The sequence below is a fragment of the Rhodoferax sp. GW822-FHT04A08 genome, from assembly GCF_058801025.1.
The window spans coordinates 504,560-521,942 of record NZ_JBXAMW010000002.1; the positions used below are offsets into that span (position 1 = coordinate 504,560).

Annotated in this window: 8 protein-coding genes; all 8 read right to left on the reverse strand. The window is 62.4% G+C overall.

The features are described 5' to 3' along the window. Positions 1-5 precede the first annotated feature (5 nt). A complete protein-coding gene (locus AC1RMF_RS06915) occupies positions 6-1,616 on the reverse strand; it encodes a glycosyltransferase family 10 domain-containing protein (RefSeq protein ID WP_493140688.1) in 1,611 nt (536 codons plus the stop codon). Further along, a complete protein-coding gene (locus AC1RMF_RS06920) occupies positions 1,613-2,644 on the reverse strand; it encodes a hypothetical protein (protein WP_493140690.1) in 1,032 nt (343 codons plus the stop codon). The genes AC1RMF_RS06915 and AC1RMF_RS06920 overlap by 4 nt, the downstream gene beginning before the upstream one ends. Next, positions 2,632-3,342 carry a glycosyltransferase family A protein gene (locus AC1RMF_RS06925; RefSeq protein WP_493140692.1) on the reverse strand — a complete coding sequence of 237 codons (711 nt, stop codon included), beginning with the start codon at positions 3,340-3,342 and terminating at the stop codon, positions 2,632-2,634. The genes AC1RMF_RS06920 and AC1RMF_RS06925 overlap by 13 nt, the downstream gene beginning before the upstream one ends. Next, complete coding sequence (locus tag AC1RMF_RS06930) at positions 3,339-3,974, reverse strand: class I SAM-dependent methyltransferase (RefSeq protein WP_342618985.1); 636 nt, start codon at positions 3,972-3,974, stop codon at positions 3,339-3,341. Before AC1RMF_RS06930 ends, AC1RMF_RS06925 begins: the two co-directional genes overlap by 4 nt. Position 3,975: 1 nt before the next feature. Next, positions 3,976-5,526 carry a hypothetical protein gene (locus AC1RMF_RS06935; RefSeq protein ID WP_493140696.1) on the reverse strand — a complete coding sequence of 517 codons (1,551 nt, stop codon included), beginning with the start codon at positions 5,524-5,526 and terminating at the stop codon, positions 3,976-3,978. Between the two features lie 20 nt (positions 5,527-5,546). Beyond that, positions 5,547-6,977, reverse strand: a complete 1,431-nt coding sequence (locus AC1RMF_RS06940) for an HlyD family type I secretion periplasmic adaptor subunit (RefSeq protein ID WP_493140698.1) — start codon at positions 6,975-6,977, stop codon at positions 5,547-5,549. Next, a complete protein-coding gene (locus AC1RMF_RS06945) occupies positions 6,974-9,118 on the reverse strand; it encodes a peptidase domain-containing ABC transporter (protein WP_493140700.1) in 2,145 nt (714 codons plus the stop codon). The genes AC1RMF_RS06940 and AC1RMF_RS06945 overlap by 4 nt, the downstream gene beginning before the upstream one ends. An 89-nt stretch (positions 9,119-9,207) precedes the next feature. After that, complete coding sequence (locus AC1RMF_RS06950) at positions 9,208-17,247, reverse strand: beta strand repeat-containing protein (RefSeq protein WP_493140703.1); 8,040 nt, start codon at positions 17,245-17,247, stop codon at positions 9,208-9,210. Between the last annotated feature and the right edge of the window lie 136 nt (positions 17,248-17,383).

The window sequence follows — 17,383 nt, forward strand, 5'->3', positions numbered from 1 at the left end:
GCCGCTCAGGCGGCGAGCTTGCGCACGATGTTCCCCATGTGTTCCATCGCCTGCAGTGGGTCGCCGCTGCACGCATATTCCAGCCATGCACCGGCACTCCATGCCTGAGGCTGCAGCCGGGGCAGCGACGGATGGGCATGTCGCAATGATTCCAGGGCACCACGCCCCATCAGGCTGCAACCAGCAGATTGCAGCCAGGCATCCGCCGGCAGCCGCATGCAATGAGCCCGCAGGGCTTCGGGGTCGAACACATCTTCCAGAGAGGCCCTGAACAGCAGGAAATGGTCGGGATGGCGACGCAACAGCATGTCATGCACGGCACGCTCCAGGTCCGTACCTTGGCCCACCAGCAGGTCGCATCCGTTATCCCGTATCTCGCCCTGGCCCAGGCCTGCCGTGTGGCGCACGAAGTAGAACTGCACCGCGGGAAAGTAGCCTGCGAAGAACTGCCAGAGGCCACGCAGCTTTTGCTGTGCAGGCTCCTGCGGATCGTAGGGGAACCAGACGATGAGGGGCACGTCAACCGATCTGACCTCCATGGCCAGGCTGACCGGGTTCTGTTCCAGCACGGCACCGGGCAAACGGGGTTGGCGCAGGTCCCAGTCCAGGGTGCGCGTCAGCCCTTCGATCATGCAGGCTATGGAAAACGGTCGGTAGCCTGGGCCGGTGATGAACTGCGCGATGCGGTCCAGATAGCCAGCATAGGTCTGCGCGTCCATACCGCGCAGAAAGTCGTACAGCGCAAAGTAGTCGCTGAACTGGTTGATGGAGATGAAGCAGTCCTGCGGAATCCAGCGCGTCACATTGGGTGCACCGCCGTACACGGGGATGGTGCCCACGCGCAGGCAGTCCAGCATCTTTTCGGTGATGTAGCCGCTCAGGCCTTGGGCGTTCTCGTAGCAGATGCAGAAGCGGTAGTTGGCCAATGTGGCCAGCTTGTCTTCGACCGCACCCCGGTAGCTGGGGAACTGCTCCTGGTTCCAGCCCATGCCATACAGGTCGAAATGTTCCGGCGCCTCGGACTCGAACCAGCGGATGGCACGCACGCGGTGCGAGTACAGCTCGTTGGGATGCTGCGAAGACTTGGCACCGGCAATCAGCGTCACCAGCTTGCGCTCGTGGAAACGGGCCTTCTGCTGCTCAAAGTCGCAGGCCAGCACCGGGTCGGTGACCGAGTTGCTCTTGAGGTAGAAGCTGCCATCCACCAAAGAGTCGTCCCAGGTCCAGACGCGGCGGAACTGGCGGTGGTACTGCGGGTCCCAGCTGGGCTGGTAGATGATGGGGCACTCGGATGTGATGAGGTACTTCGCCGCGCGCGATTGCATGGCAGCCTCCACCAGCGGGTTGCCGGGCAGGGGCCGGTCGCACAAGAGGATGGCGTCCACGCTGTCCCAGTCCTGCACCTGATCGAAGGTGAGGAATTCGAAGCCTTGCGTGCGGCCGTAGTCGTAGAGGTCGCACCAGGCCTTGAGCAGGTCGGCGCCCAGGCCCGCATCGCGGTGCTTGAACAGGTAGCCGTCCTTGACGATGCCCTCGTACAGGCACCACAGCGCAACGCGCAAGGTGCGCGCGCCACTGCCATGGGAGCGCCCGGGAAGGGGTTGCACGTCGTTCATGGATGCACCGGTGGGGATGCTGCGGCCCGCAGGTCGGGATGGATCGCCTCGGCTTCTTCGTCCGTGAGCGGGAAGTCCCGCGGACCGCTAAAGAAGTGGTCTTCATAGGCTGCCATGCTGACACCGCTGCGCGTGCCCAGGCTCTTGAGCAGGCGCGCCCGCAGGTCCACCGCCGCAGCCGGATTGGGCTGGTAACCCAGGATGGTCCGCATGATTTCCAGCATGATCCACGGGTCCACGTCTTCCCTGCGGCCCAGCTGCATCTGTTCGCTGGTGGTCTTGACCCGGAACTGGTAGTGGCCGGTGTCCAGCATCCTGCGGGTGATGGCGCCCACATTGCCAAGGCCAGTGGCGGGGTCGCGCGGCTTGATGAAGGAGAAGAACGGCAGGGGTGTGCGCGCGATGTCGCGCAGCATGTAGGACACGTTCACATCCTGCGGAATGCCGTTGTGGGGGCTGTGCGGATCGAAACGCTCCAGCATCAGCTCCACCATATCGCGGGTGAACAGGCAATTAGTGCCACACACCACCGACAGGTTCTCGTAATCACCCGGGGTCGTGATGCGTGCGGGCATGCCGGCAAAGACACCCGCGCTGGATAGCGAGTCCACCAGGGCAAACAGCAGGCGGAAATCCACCACCGAGGTGATGGTGGAGTGACACACGTAAAACGGTTTGTCGTACCGTCGCAGCAGGTAGTCGTAGATGGCAAACTGAAAGGAGACCTGCGACAGGTTCTCGGCGCTGGACCACACGCCCGAGGTCGCATAGCCCGCTTCTCCACTGCCTTTGCGATGGGTGCGAGGATCACTGCCTATGAGCAGGTCATGTCCGTCGTGGACCACCTCGCCGTGCCCCAGTTCATTCGTTGCGCGGCACACGAAATAGGTGAGGTTCGGAAAATGCGAGAGATAGAAGTCCCACAACGCGCGCGCGCGGCCGAAGACAGGCAACTCAAAACCATACCCCAGCACGACGATGACGTCGGGGCGGCCCACCCGCTCCAGGGACTCCCTCAGGCCAGACATGGAACTGGAACCTGTTCCCACTGAAAGCGCAGAATGCCCACCGAGTTGCGCGTGCCGTTGCGGATCTTCTCCAGACCCAGTGCCGCGTTGCGGCTCAGATCACGGCTGAGGCTGGACGTTCCGAAGTTGGTGTCCTCGAAAAAGTCCGGCGTGCTGAAGAGCGTGCGCACGCCCCCGTTGCGTTCCCAGACCCGTGGCATGTACAGGTCTTCATAGCCGTAATGCCCGGCGAAGTCCTCGTCGTACATGCCTTGGCGCTTGAAGGTCGCCACGTCCACCAGGAAGGTGCTGGGGTGCGAGGTAAGTGTAGTGTTGTTGGTGGTATCCACCAGCTCCTTGATCTTGAAGTAGTACAGGGTGTTCTTGTTCAGGATATGCAGCTGGTTCAGAACCATGTGCATGGGCTCTGCGTAGAAGTGCTGATCGATGTCGAAATACAGCGCCCATTCGCCGCTGGCATTGAAGATGCCCAGATTGCGCGCACCGGCCTGGTTCCAGGGGATGTCGGTAGTGATGCGGAATACCTTGAGGTCGATGTTGGTTGCAAAAAACTCCGGTCGCTCTTCGGAGCAGTCGTCCACCAGAATGAACTCGACCTGGCTCAGGAATGATTCGGGCAGCGTTTCCCAGTAGCGGATCTGCCGCAGCACCATGTCCGGATGGTTGTAGAAGTGGCTGATGATCGAGAGCTTCTTCATGCGGGTTTGTAGCATTCAACGCACAGGCTTTCCATGGCCTTGATCGACACATAGGGCTCCACTTCCACGATGTCGGGCAGGTCGCTGCTCTGGACCAGCGTGCGGCGTATGCGCTCGAAGCCGGCGCGCTCGAGCACCCACTTCAGGGTGTCGAAGTCGTAGCCGCATTTGTGCTCGTGGTTGTGCAGCATGCCCATGAAGACCGCACCCTTGGTCGGGTACAGATGTTCCTCCGGCGCCAATGCCTTGCGGTACTCGTCGAAGAAGAAGGTGTTGCCCTGCACATAGTTGTTGATCCACAGCTCCAGGTCCGGCACCAGCACGCGCATGATGCCGCCGGGCTGCAGCGCCTTGAAGCAGTTCTCGATGAAGACCATACCGTCCTTGTAGGACAGATGCTCCAGCAGATGCGAGTGGTAGATGACTTCCAGGCTGCCGTCCGAACAGGGTATGCCCTTGACCAGATCGTGGTTGAGCATGTAGGTGCCCTCCACGCCATTGGGGTTCACGTAGAGCACGTCGCTCTGCAACTGGCTCCAGTAGCCGATGTTCAGATAATTCTTGATGAAGATGGTTCCACAACCCAGGTGGAACTTCTTGAAGTGTTGCGAGTAGTCAATCATTTCGGGCATGCTACAACTGCTGGGTAATGTGGATGAAGTGGTGCAACTGGGCCCGAAATTCGTCGAGCGTCGGCATGTAGGAAGTTTGCAATGGCCGCATCTGGCCTGAGGCATCGATAAGCGTGACATTACACCCGCAAAGTTTCGCTTCATGCGCCAGCATGGTGAAATCGTCGTAGGTGTAGAGCGTGCTCACCGTCTGCAACAGATCCGCCAACTGTCTGCGGGTTGGCGGAAACACCTTGGTGATCTCCACACAGCCATCAGGATGGGCGCCCAGGTTGCGGCCCTTGCCTACATAGACGGCGTCCCTGTCGCGCACACCACCGGCATCGTGAAAAAACGGCTCCGTGGTGGGGACCTGCAGAACCAGTCCATCCGTATACGGCGCCAGCTCGTTGTTGTAGGCCACCAGCAGCTCGTTCGGTGCGTACACCTTTTCTCCATGCCCGAGCTTGCCAGGCGTGTTCAGTATGAACCGCACCACGCGCTTGGCCTGCAACACATTGCCGGGTGCCACTTCGGGGTAGACCACGATGTCCTCGGCAAATGACTCGATCGGGTAGCCAGCAAACCAGGTGCAGACCACCGCGTCATAGCCTGCCAGCACCAACCACTTTTGCAAGTCGTACAGCACCCGGATTCCGGCCGACGCATGCTGATAGGGCGGCGCCACGATGACATAGCGCCTGCCGCGCTGGCGCGGCGCGTGCAGATAGGCCAACTCGGAATCGGTGGGCACTGGCACGGGTTCGCGCGCGGGAAGTTGGCGGTCGACTGAGCGCAGCAGTGCCTCCACGCGGGGCATCAAGCCGGCGTCTGCCGTGCCCGCTTCCACTTGCGGACGCTCCAGGCGCAGTACGGATTCCCGAAATTCCTTTTTCCTGGACGCAGGCAGGGTCTGCCCATCTGCCAGGACTGCATCCACCGCCACAAGGCCGCTGGGTTCGGGGTCTGCCTGCCACGCCAGCACCGTAGGCGCAGGGTGGTAGGCCACGATGCCGGGGCGCCCGTCCGATTTCCACCCGGTCAGGTCTATCAGTACGTCTGCCTCCCGCTTGCGGATTTCGCAGGCAACAGCTTCGTCGTTGAGGGCGCCTATGTCTTGAGCGTCCACGGGAATGTCCTGGCCCCAGGCCAGCATGAAATGCATCTCACGGCCTTCACGAAGGCCTGCCAGCAGGTTCTGCACATGCGATGCGGCAAAGGAACGGGCGTGCCCGATCCAGACAATGCGCAGTGCGTCATGACCGTAAGAGACACGTGCCGCCATCGGGCGCCGCTGGTCCATGGTTGGTTCGACACACAGCTTGCGCGCCATTTCAAAGCCGGGGTTGCAGCGCAGACAGGCCCGCAAAGCGGCCTGTGCCAGACCGGTCTGCAGCTTCTTGAAATAGAGGACGGCCAGGTTGAAATATGCGGCGTAGGCCTCGGGTGCATCGTTCAGCGCCAACCAGCTGCGGTACGCATCGATGGCAGCATCCACATGCCCGGCTCCCGCCAGCGCCTCTGCCCTACCGATGATCTCGACCCATGTTTCCGGAATTGTTGTGGCGCTCACCATGTGCTCAGAGACTACGTTTATTTGGGCTCTCTGACTGCTTCATCCAATCCTTTGGTCAATGGCCAGGCCAGGTAGGAAATCATGGAGCGCTTGCCCACCACGATTTCCGCACTCAAAGTCATCCCCGGAAGCAGTCTGGATCCGTCCATCATATTCTTTAAGTCGGTGTGTTCCAACGCAATGTGGCCCAGGTAGTAGGCATCAGAGCCGGACTTGCCCGCGGCGTCTCGCTTGAAGGCATCCTCGCTGACCGAGACGACCTTTGCTTCCAGTGTTCCATGGCGCTGGAACGGAAAGGCATCGAGCTTGATGTGCACCGGCAGACCGGCCTTGATGTAGCCCACATCGCCCGAGTTGATCTGCACTTCCGCTTCCAGCTTGGCATTCAGAGGGACCAGGGTGAAGAAGGTCTCCGCGCCACGCACGATGGAGCCGGGTGACAGCTTGGCAATTTCCAGCACCACGCCATCTACCGGCGCGTAAAGCGTCACCAGTTGGGTACGCAGGTCCGCCTTCTGCAATTGCTGCAGGATGGAGTCGCGCTCGCGCGACACGGTGAGCAGCTCTTCCATGGCCTTCTGGCGCCAGTTGCGCTCGAAGGCGGTTTTCTCCGCGTCAAAGGCGGAGAGTTCCAGCCGCAGCTCCTTCTCCCGGTTCTGGGCCAGCTCCAGGTCACGCTGGACTTCCTTGCTGCGTTGCTGCGCTTCCAGCAGTTGCAACGGTGCGCCGTATTTCTGGGCAACCATCTTTTCCTGCATCGCTTCCATCTCCTTCATGGAGCGCAGGCGCGACTCAATCTGGCGCTGGTCGCTGCGGTTGGTGGCAAGGGCGGCCCGCAGCTTGGCGGCCGACTCCGTGAGCTTGAGCTCCTGGGCGCGGTAGTTGGCGCGGCGCTCGGCCAGCAGATTGGCCTGCAATCGTTCGTCATCGGTCGTCGGCACACTCAGGTTGGCGTTGGAGCCGTTGAGTTCGAGTTCAATGCCGCGGATTTGCGTCTCCAGGCTGGCCAGCCGCACCTTGAGCTGCGATTCATCGGCTTTGGCAAAGGTGGCGTCCAGCATGGCCAGCTTGTCACCCTTTTTCACCACCTGACCCTGGCGCACGTCCACGGTCTGGATGATGGAGGTGTCCAGGGGCTGCACCACCACGTTGGGCAAAGGATTGGTCAGCTGGCCCCGTGCAACCACCACCTGATCCAGTTCAGATACGGTGGCCCAGATGATGAAGGTCAGCAGCGCCACCAACAGGAGATGCAGGGTGAACTGGGCATACCGTGGAACCGGACTGCGCTCTATCTCGTCGGCATCCGGTAGGTACTCGATGACGGTCTTGCCCTTGCCCACCTTGGCGGACTTGCTCTCGGCCGGTTTCGCTGGCTTGGCGACCTTGGCCGGCTTGGGCGCGGCAGGCGCACCCTTGTCTTTGGATTTCAGAAACGGCAGCTTCATAGGTGGCTCGTCTGCTGATTCCAGAGTTGCTGATAGGTCTCGCAGCGCGTGACCAACTCTTCATGGCGTCCGCTGTCCATCAATTTGCCTTGCTGCATGACCAGGATGGCGTGTGCGTTGACCAGCGTGGATAGGCGGTGTGACACCATGATGACGGTGCGCCCCACGGCAATACGCGTGAGGTTGTTCATGAAAATGGCTTCGCTCTCGGGGTCCAATGCGCTGGCCGCTTCATCCAGGATCAGGATGCGTGGATTGGTCAGCAGCGCCCGTGCAATCGACAGCCGCTGCTTCTGACCGCCCGACAGGTTGGCCGCGTTCTCCTCAAGCATGGTGTTGTAGCCCTGGGGCATGCGCTCGATGAACTCGGCAGCCCCTGCGGCCTCTGCCGCTGCCACGATCTGTTCGAACGTGGACTCGGGCTTGGCCATGGCGATGTTGTCGCGCACCGAGCCGCGGAACAGAAAATTCTCCTGCAGCACGACGCCGATCTGCCGACGCAGATGGGCCAGTTCAATTTCGCGTGCATCGGTGCGGTCGAAGCGGACCACACCTTCCTGAATGGTATAGAGCCCCTGAATCACCTTGGTCAGCGTGGACTTGCCCGAGCCGCTGCGGCCCACGATGCCCACCACCTTGCCGGCGGGAATAGTGAACGAGGCGCGGTCCAGCGCATTGATGCTGGAGCCGGGGTAGCGGAAAGTGACGTTGTCGAATGCCACCTCGCCAGCCAGTTCAGGGCGCAAGCCGCCCGCCGTCGCCCGCCCTTCCGAGGGCCGGTTCATCACTTCGCCCATCATCTTGATGGACAGCATGGTTTCCTGGTAGTCGTTGACCAGTCCCACAATGGAGATCAGGGGCCCGGTGACGCGCCCGGTAATCATCTGGAAGCCGATCAGTGCGCCCACGGTCATGGTCTGGTCGAACACCTGCTGCGCACCCATCACGATGATGACCACCGGCAGCAGCTTGCCCAGAAAATCGGTCACGGCGTTACCGGTGACGGCCAGCTTGCCGACGCGGAAATGCATGTTGATGGAATGCGCCGAGCGCTGGTCCCACAAGCGCCGTTGGGCCGGCTCGATGGCCAGTGCCTTGACCGTGCGCATGCCGTGAATGGTCTCCACCATCATGGACTGGCGTTCGCCTTCCGCCTGGTACAAATCCTTGAGCCGCTTCTGGAAGGTAGGCACCATCAGCGCGACGATACCCGCTATCAGCAAGGTGAACACCAGGGTGATCAGGGCCAGTTGTACCGAGTAGGTGAACAGCAGCGGCAGGAAGATCACCAGCGATGTGGCGTCCAGCACGGTAAAGAACATGCGCCCGGTCAGGAAGGCCCGTATCTTGTCCACCTGCTGCATGTGCCGGGTGATCACGCCCGCAGTGGTCGTCTCGAAGTAGTCGATCGGCAGCGACAGCAAATGGGCAAAGGTCTTGCGCGTCAGGCGCATGTCGATCTTGTTGGTCGCCGACAGGGTCAGGATTTGGCGCAGATAGCCGAACAAGGAGTCGAATATCAGCGCGATCACGATTCCCACCCCCAACACCCACAGCGTGGACACGCTTTGGTGCACCAGCACCTTGTCGATCACCAGCTGAAAGAAGATGGGCGAGCCCAGCGCCAGAAAGTGCATGGCGATGGCAGCCACGGCAATGTCGCGCAGGGCCGCCTTCTGCTTCAGGATGTCCGGTATGAACCAGCGAAAGCCAAAGGGTTGTCCTTCTTCCGGCAGCGTGTAGATACGCTTCATGAGGAAGACTTCACCATCCCAGTGGGCGCAGAACTGCTGCTGATTCAATAGCAGCACTTCGGTGGGAGTGGTCGCAGCCGGGTTCAGTACCGCAACCTTTTCACCGTCCTTGGCGTTGGCACCCACCACGATCACACTGGTGCCGTCCTTCATGCGGGCGATCAGCGGGAACACGCCACCTTGGGCCAGCAGATTGGACCAGGTCAGTCGGTCGGCCTTGGCCTTCAGGCCAATGTCCGTGGCAATGCGCAGTACGGTTGCTTTGGACGGCTCTTCCCCCACCAAGGCATAGTCTTCAATCAATCGCTCAGGATTGATCGGCAACCGGTGGTGCTGTGCAATGGCAGCAATGCATTGGACAGTGGTGTGGGGAAATCTTTCGGCCATGTGTATGTATCCCAAGGGGACACGGCGATTTCAACATGGTCACCCCTTGCCCAGCCAAAGAAATAGGGGCCCTTTGGGCCCCTATTTCATCAGCTGCCTGTTGGCTTCGGCGTAGCCGCCGCCAGCGCTCCCGCCGCGTTCGGATCCTGCGTCGCCGTCAGGCTTGGCACACCGTTGAGCGCGTTTGCCGATGTACCCTGCGCCGCCAGCAAGTTGCCGTTCGCGTCGAATTGCTTCATGACGTCGGCCATGCTCACCGCCGTCAGCGCCACCCCGCTTCCACTGCTGCTGCTTGCAACATTGAGTTTGGGCGTATCCGCCGTTCCCGCCGCAGCGTCCCCGGCAAATGCGCTGATGGCCTGTGCAATGCCGCTCACCTGGGTTCGCAAGTCGACCGTACCGGCAACTTGCGGAACCGGTGCCGGCGATGCAGCCGTTGCAGTCTGTGTAGCAGCCGGTGCAAGGGCCACGTTCCAGTCCAGCGCAATCGGCGTGCTTGCCGCAGTCACCTGCGTAGTCGGCTCCGAAACCGCAGTGGTAACAGAAGCCACAGGTTGCGAGGTGCCAGCCAAAGCCGCTGCCTTGTCCGCCACGAACCAGACGTCCGCAGCAGTCTGCGTCGTACCGTTCATTTCAAACGTCGAAGTCAGGCCGATCAGGTTGCCGTTGTCCTTGGTCGGCTCGGCAGTCGCGTTGGTACTGATGCTGGTAATTCCAAGGGAATCCAGACTCACCACCTCGCCTGTCTCGGAGATGCCGTCGGAATTGGCGTCTATCCAGACACGCAAGTTGGCAAATGCTGCGTCATCCTTGGTGATGGCACCATCACCGTTGCTATCCAGATCCTTCAGGGCCTGATAACCGTCGGTCGCCTTGGTGCCGTTGGACAAGGTGGTGGACGATCCGAACAGCTCAGAGCCGTCGTTGATCTGTCCATCGCCATTGCGGTCCATCACCAGCAAACCATCGCTGCTGGAGACCCAGCCTGTGGAGACCTTGGTACCGGTGGCAAACAGGTCGAAGTTCACACCATCGGCAGCACTCTTGGTCTTGACGCCATCGCCATTCAAGTCCAGCACGATAGGCGTACCCAATCCCAGGGCCGGTCCCTGTGCGGTGGTAAACGCCGCAGTCTGCGCCGTTGTCAGCGCCGCCACCTGCATGGTGGTCAGCATGGCCACCTGTTGCGTCGTCAACGCTGCGATTCCTGCCGTCGTGATGGCCTGGATCTGCGAGGTCTTGAGGGCAACCAGGTCGGTCGTCTCAATGCTTGCAATCTGCGCGGTCGTCAATGCCGCGACCTGGCTGGTCGTCAGCGCCATGGCCTGCGCCGTCGTCAACGCCACCACCTGATCGGTCGTGAGCGCCACCACTTCCGCAGTTTGCAGTGCAGCGACCTGAGATGTCTTGAGCGCTGCAATGTCCACTGTTTCAATGGAGGCCACCTGCGATGTCGTGAGCGCTGCCATCTGGACCGTGGTCAAGGCCTGCACCTGATTGGTCGTGAGCGCCACGATCTGGTTGGTCGTGAGTGCTCGCACCTGGCTGGTCGTGAGCGCTGCCACGTCTGCCGTGGTGATCGCCTGGATCTGCGCAGTCGTCAGAGCCACTACGCCCGCCGTGGTGATCGCCTGGATCTGTGCCGTCTTAAGTGCTGCCACATCCACCGTCTGGATTGCCACCACCTGGCTGGTGGACAGCGCCTGGACGCCCGCTGTAGTGATCGCCTGCACCTGGTTGGTGTTGAGCGCAATCACCTGGTCGGTCGTCAGCGCCGCAACCTGGTTGGTCTGCAGTGCGGCCACGTCGGCCGTGGTAATCGCCTGCACCTGCGCTGTCGTCAGCGCCGCCACACCGGCTGTGGTGATGGCCTGGATCTGCGCCGTCTTCAGCGCTGCAACGTCCACCGTCTCGATCGCCACCACCTGGTTGGTAGTGAGCGCCTGCAACTGAGCTGTAGTCAGTGCTTGCACGCCTGCCGTGGTCAGGGCGATCACCTGGTCTGTGGTCAATGCCACCGCCTGGGCTGTCGTCAGGGCTGCGACCTGGTTGGTCTTGAGTGCCGCGACATCCGCCGTCTCAATCGCCACCACTTGGCTGGTGGAGAGCGCCTGCACGCCCGTAGTGGTGATTGCCTGCACCTGGTTGGTGTTCAGCGCCACCACCTGGTTGGTCGTCAGCGCTGCCATCTGGTTGGTGTACAGAGCCGCCACGCCGGCGGTAGTGATCGCCTGCACCTGCGCTGTCGTAAGGGCCGCCACACCGGCTGTGGTGATGGCCTGGACCTGCGCTGTCTTGAGCGCGGCCACATCCACCGTCTCAATCGCCACAACTTGGCTGGTGGAAAGCGCCTGCACGCCCGCGGTGGTCACCGCCTGCACCTGGTTGGTGTTCAGTGCCATCACCTGGTTGGTGTTCAGCGCCGCAACCTGGTTGGTCGTGAGGGCCGCCACGTCTGCCGTGGTGATCGCCTGCACCTGGTTGGTCGTCAGCGCTGCCACACCCGCTGTGGTGATGGCCTGTACCTGCGCGGTCTTCAGCGCGGCCACGTCCACCGTCTCGATCGCCACCACCTGGTTGGTGGTCAGCGCCTGCAGCTGGGCCGTCGTCAGGGCCTGCACACCGGCCGTCGTCAGGGCAATCACCTGGTTCGTGGTCAATGCCACGGCCTGGCTGGTGGTGAGCGCTGCAACCTGTGCTGTCTTGAGCGCGGCCACATCCACTGTCTCAATCGCCACCACCTGGCTGGTCGACAGCGCCTGGATGCCCGCAGTGGTCACTGCCTGCACCTGGTTGGTGTTGAGTGCAATCACCTGGTCGGTCGTCAAGGACGCTACCTGACTTGTCGTGAGTGCTGCCACGTCCGTGGTCGTGATCGCCTGCACCTGGTTGGTCGTCAGGGCCACCACGCCCGTGGTCGTCAGCGCCGCAATCTGGTTCGTCTTCAGCGCTGCAATGTCCGCTGTCGTGATGTTCTGAACCTGCGTGCTCGTCAGAGCCTGGATACCGGCAGTGGTCACTGCCTGAGCCTGGCTGGTCGTCAGCGCACCGATCTGATTGGTCGTCAGCGCAGCAACACTTGCCGTGGTGAGCGCTGCAACCTGATTGGTCTTGAGCGCGGCCACATCCGCTGTCTGGATCGCCACTACCTGGCTGGTGGACAGCGCCTGGATACCCGCAGTGGTCACCGCCTGCACCTGGTTGGTGTTGAGCGCAATCACCTGGTCGGTCGTCAAGGACGCTACCTGCGCCGTCGTCAGTGCCGCCACGTCCGTGGTCGTGATCGCCTGCACCTGGTTGGTCGTCAGGGCCACCACGCCCGAGGTCGTCAGTGCCGCGATCTGGTTCGTCTTCAGCGCTGCAATGTCCGCTGTGGTGACGCTCTGCACCTGCGCGCTCGTCAGTGCCTGGATACCGGCAGTGGTCACTGCCTGGGTCTGGCTGGTGGTGAGCACGCCCACCTGGGTGGTCGTCAGCGCCGCAATCTGGTTGGTCGTGAGGGCCGCCACGTCTGCTGTGGTGATCGCCTGCACCTGGTTGGTCGTCAGCGCTGCCACTCCGGCGGTGGTGATGGCTTGCACCTGCGCGGTCTTCAGCGCGGCCACGTCCACCGTCTCGATCGCCACCACCTGGTTGGTGGTCAGCGCCTGCAGCTGGGCCGTGGTCAGGGCCTGCACTCCGGCCGTCGTCAGGGCAATCACCTGGTTCGTGGTCAATGCCACGGCTTGGCTGGTGGTGAGCGCCGCAACCTGATTGGTCTTGAGTGCCGCCACATCCGCTGTCTCAATCGCCACCACCTGGCTGGTGGAGAGAGCCTGGATGCCCGCTGTAGTGACTGCCTGCACCTGGTTGGTGTTGAGTGCAATCACCTGGTCGGTCGTCAAGGACGCTACCTGCGCCGTCGTCAAGGCCGCCACGTCCGTGGTCGTGATCGCTTGCACCTGGTTGGTCGTCAGGGCCACCACGCCCGTGGTCGTCAGCGCCGCAATCTGGTTCGTCTTCAGCGCTGCAATGTCCGCTGTGGTGATGTTCTGAACCTGCGCGCTCGTCAGCGCCTGGATGCCGGCAGTGGTTACCGCCTGGGTCTGGCTGGTGGTGAGCACGCCCACCTGGGTGGTCGTCAGCGCCGCAATCTGGTTGGTCGTGAGCGCGGCCACGTCTGCCGTGGTGATGGCCCGTACCTGGTTGGTCGTCAGAGCTGCCACACCGGCTGTGGTGATGGCCTGTACCTGTGCTGTTTTGAGCGCTGCCACATCCGCCGTCTCGATCGCCACCACCTGGTTGGTGGTCAGCGCCTGCAGCTGGGCCGTAGTCAGGGCCTGGATCTGGGCCGTGGTCAGGGCAATGATCTGATCGGTCGTGAGTGCTGCCACCTGCGCCGTGGTCAAAGCTGCCACCTGCGAGGTCTTGAGGGCCGCGATGTCCAGCGTCTCGATGGCCACGTTCTGGGCCGTGCTCAGCGCCTGGATGCCCGCCGTGGTGAACGCCGGCATCTGGCTGGTCGTCAGCGCCACGATCTGGTTGGTCGTGAGCGCGGCCACTTGTGCGGTCGTCAGCGCTGCCACATCCGCCGTGCTGATGGCTTGCACCTGGGCCGTGGTCAGGGCCTGCACGCCCGAGGTGGTGATGGCCGATATCTGGTTGGTTTTGAGGACTGCAACGTCCACCGTCTCGATGGCCGCCACCTGACCTGTGCTCAGCGCCTGCACGCCCGCGGTGGTCACCGCCTGCACCTGGTTGGTGTTCAGCGCTATCACCTGGTTGGTGTTCAGCGCCGCAACCTGGTTGGTCGTGAGGGCCGCCACGTCTGCCGTGGTGATCGCCTGCACCTGGTTGGTCGTCAGCGCTGCCACACCCGCTGTGGTGATGGCCTGTACCTGCGCGGTCTTCAGCGCGGCCACGTCCACCGTCTCGATCGCCACCACCTGGTTGGTGGTCAGCGCCTGCAGCTGGGCCGTCGTCAGGGCCTGCACACCGGCCGTCGTCAGGGCAATCACCTGGTTCGTGGTCAATGCCACGGCCTGGCTGGTGGTGAGCGCTGCAACCTGTGCTGTCTTGAGCGCGGCCACATCCACTGTCTCAATCGCCACCACCTGGCTGGTCGACAGCGCCTGGATGCCCGCAGTGGTCACTGCCTGCACCTGGTTGGTGTTGAGTGCAATCACCTGGTCGGTCGTCAAGGACGCTACCTGACTTGTCGTGAGTGCTGCCACGTCCGTGGTCGTGATCGCCTGCACCTGGTTGGTCGTCAGGGCCACCACGCCCGTGGTCGTCAGCGCCGCAATCTGGTTCGTCTTCAGCGCTGCAATGTCCGCTGTCGTGATGTTCTGAACCTGCGTGCTCGTCAGAGCCTGGATACCGGCAGTGGTCACTGCCTGAGCCTGGCTGGTCGTCAGCGCACCGATCTGATTGGTCGTCAGCGCAGCAACACTTGCCGTGGTGAGCGCTGCAACCTGATTGGTCTTGAGCGCGGCCACATCCGCTGTCTGGATCGCCACTACCTGGCTGGTGGACAGCGCCTGGATACCCGCAGTGGTCACCGCCTGCACCTGGTTGGTGTTGAGCGCAATCACCTGGTCGGTCGTCAAGGACGCTACCTGCGCCGTCGTCAGTGCCGCCACGTCCGTGGTCGTGATCGCCTGCACCTGGTTGGTCGTCAGGGCCACCACGCCCGAGGTCGTCAGTGCCGCGATCTGGTTCGTCTTCAGCGCTGCAATGTCCGCTGTGGTGACGCTCTGCACCTGCGCGCTCGTCAGTGCCTGGATACCGGCAGTGGTCACTGCCTGGGTCTGGCTGGTGGTGAGCACGCCCACCTGGGTGGTCGTCAGCGCCGCAATCTGGTTGGTCGTGAGGGCCGCCACGTCTGCTGTGGTGATCGCCTGCACCTGGTTGGTCGTCAGCGCTGCCACTCCGGCGGTGGTGATGGCTTGCACCTGCGCGGTCTTCAGCGCGGCCACGTCCACCGTCTCGATCGCCACCACCTGGTTGGTGGTCAGCGCCTGCAGCTGGGCCGTGGTCAGGGCCTGCACTCCGGCCGTCGTCAGGGCAATCACCTGGTTCGTGGTCAATGCCACGGCTTGGCTGGTGGTGAGCGCCGCAACCTGATTGGTCTTGAGTGCCGCCACATCCGCTGTCTCAATCGCCACCACCTGGCTGGTGGAGAGAGCCTGGATGCCCGCTGTAGTGACTGCCTGCACCTGGTTGGTGTTGAGTGCAATCACCTGGTCGGTCGTCAAGGACGCTACCTGCGCCGTCGTCAAGGCCGCCACGTCCGTGGTCGTGATCGCTTGCACCTGGTTGGTCGTCAGGGCCACCACGCCCGTGGTCGTCAGCGCCGCAATCTGGTTCGTCTTCAGCGCTGCAATGTCCGCTGTGGTGATGTTCTGAACCTGCGCGCTCGTCAGCGCCTGGATGCCGGCAGTGGTTACCGCCTGGGTCTGGCTGGTGGTGAGCACGCCCACCTGGGTGGTCGTCAGCGCCGCAATCTGGTTGGTCGTGAGCGCGGCCACGTCTGCCGTGGTGATGGCCCGTACCTGGTTGGTCGTCAGAGCTGCCACACCGGCTGTGGTGATGGCCTGTACCTGTGCTGTTTTGAGCGCTGCCACATCCGCCGTCTCGATCGCCACCACCTGGTTGGTGGTCAGCGCCTGCAGCTGGGCCGTAGTCAGGGCCTGGATCTGGGCCGTGGTCAGGGCAATGATCTGATCGGTCGTGAGTGCTGCCACCTGCGCCGTGGTCAAAGCTGCCACCTGCGAGGTCTTGAGGGCCGCGATGTCCAGCGTCTCGATGGCCACGTTCTGGGCCGTGCTCAGCGCCTGGATGCCCGCCGTGGTGAACGCCGGCATCTGGCTGGTCGTCAGCGCCACGATCTGGTTGGTCGTGAGCGCGGCCACTTGTGCGGTCGTCAGCGCTGCCACATCCGCCGTGCTGATGGCTTGCACCTGGGCCGTGGTCAGGGCCTGCACGCCCGAGGTGGTGATGGCCGATATCTGGTTGGTTTTGAGGACTGCAACGTCCACCGTCTCGATGGCCGCCACCTGACCTGTGCTCAGCGCCTGCACGCCCGCGGTGGTCACCGCCTGCACCTGGTTGGTGTTCAGCGCTATCACCTGGTTGGTGTTCAGCGCCGCAACCTGGTTGGTCGTGAGGGCCGCCACGTCTGCCGTGGTGATCGCCTGCACCTGGTTGGTCGTCAGCGCTGCCACACCCGCTGTGGTGATGGCCTGTACCTGCGCGGTCTTCAGCGCGGCCACGTCCACCGTCTCGATCGCCACCACCTGGTTGGTGGTCAGCGCCTGCAGCTGGGCCGTCGTCAGGGCCTGCACACCGGCCGTCGTCAGGGCAATCACCTGGTTCGTGGTCAATGCCACGGCCTGGCTGGTGGTGAGCGCTGCAACCTGTGCTGTCTTGAGCGCGGCCACATCCACTGTCTCAATCGCCACCACCTGGCTGGTCGACAGCGCCTGGATGCCCGCAGTGGTCACTGCCTGCACCTGGTTGGTGTTGAGTGCAATCACCTGGTCGGTCGTCAAGGACGCTACCTGACTTGTCGTGAGTGCTGCCACGTCCGTGGTCGTGATCGCCTGCACCTGGTTGGTCGTCAGGGCCACCACGCCCGTGGTCGTCAGCGCCGCAATCTGGTTCGTCTTCAGCGCTGCAATGTCCGCCGTGGTGACGCTCTGCACCTGTGCGCTCGTCAGCGTGGCTACCTGGCTGGTGGTAAGGGCCTGCGTCTGGTTGGTGGCAAGAGCGGCGATCTGGGTGGTGGTGATCGCCTGCACCTGGCTGGTGGTGAGTGCTGCCACACCGGCGGTGGTGATGGCCTGCACTTGCGCTGTGGTCAGGGAAGCCAGGTCTGCCGTTTCAAGGGCGGTGATCTGGCTTGTCTTGAGGGCTGCAATGTCCGCGGTTTCAATGGCGGCCACCTGGTTGGTGGTCAGGGCAATCAGTTCGGTGCTGGTGAGGGCCTGGATTTGCTTGGTGGTCAGCGCTTGAATCTGGGCGGTGGTGAGCGCTTGGACCTGATCCGTTCTCAGGGAGGCAATGTCGTCAGTCGTCAACGACTGTATATATTGCGTCGTGAAGGATGCAATGACTGCTGTCGAGAAACCACTGATATTGCTAGCCATTTATTTTCCTTTGGAACCCGAAGGTTCACCAAACCATCTTTGAACGGCCGCCCCACCCTGGTTCAGCCCATCCCTGCAAACGCCACCCATCGCATCCAACCGCTTGCTTTTCGGCAGACACACAAATTAACAAATG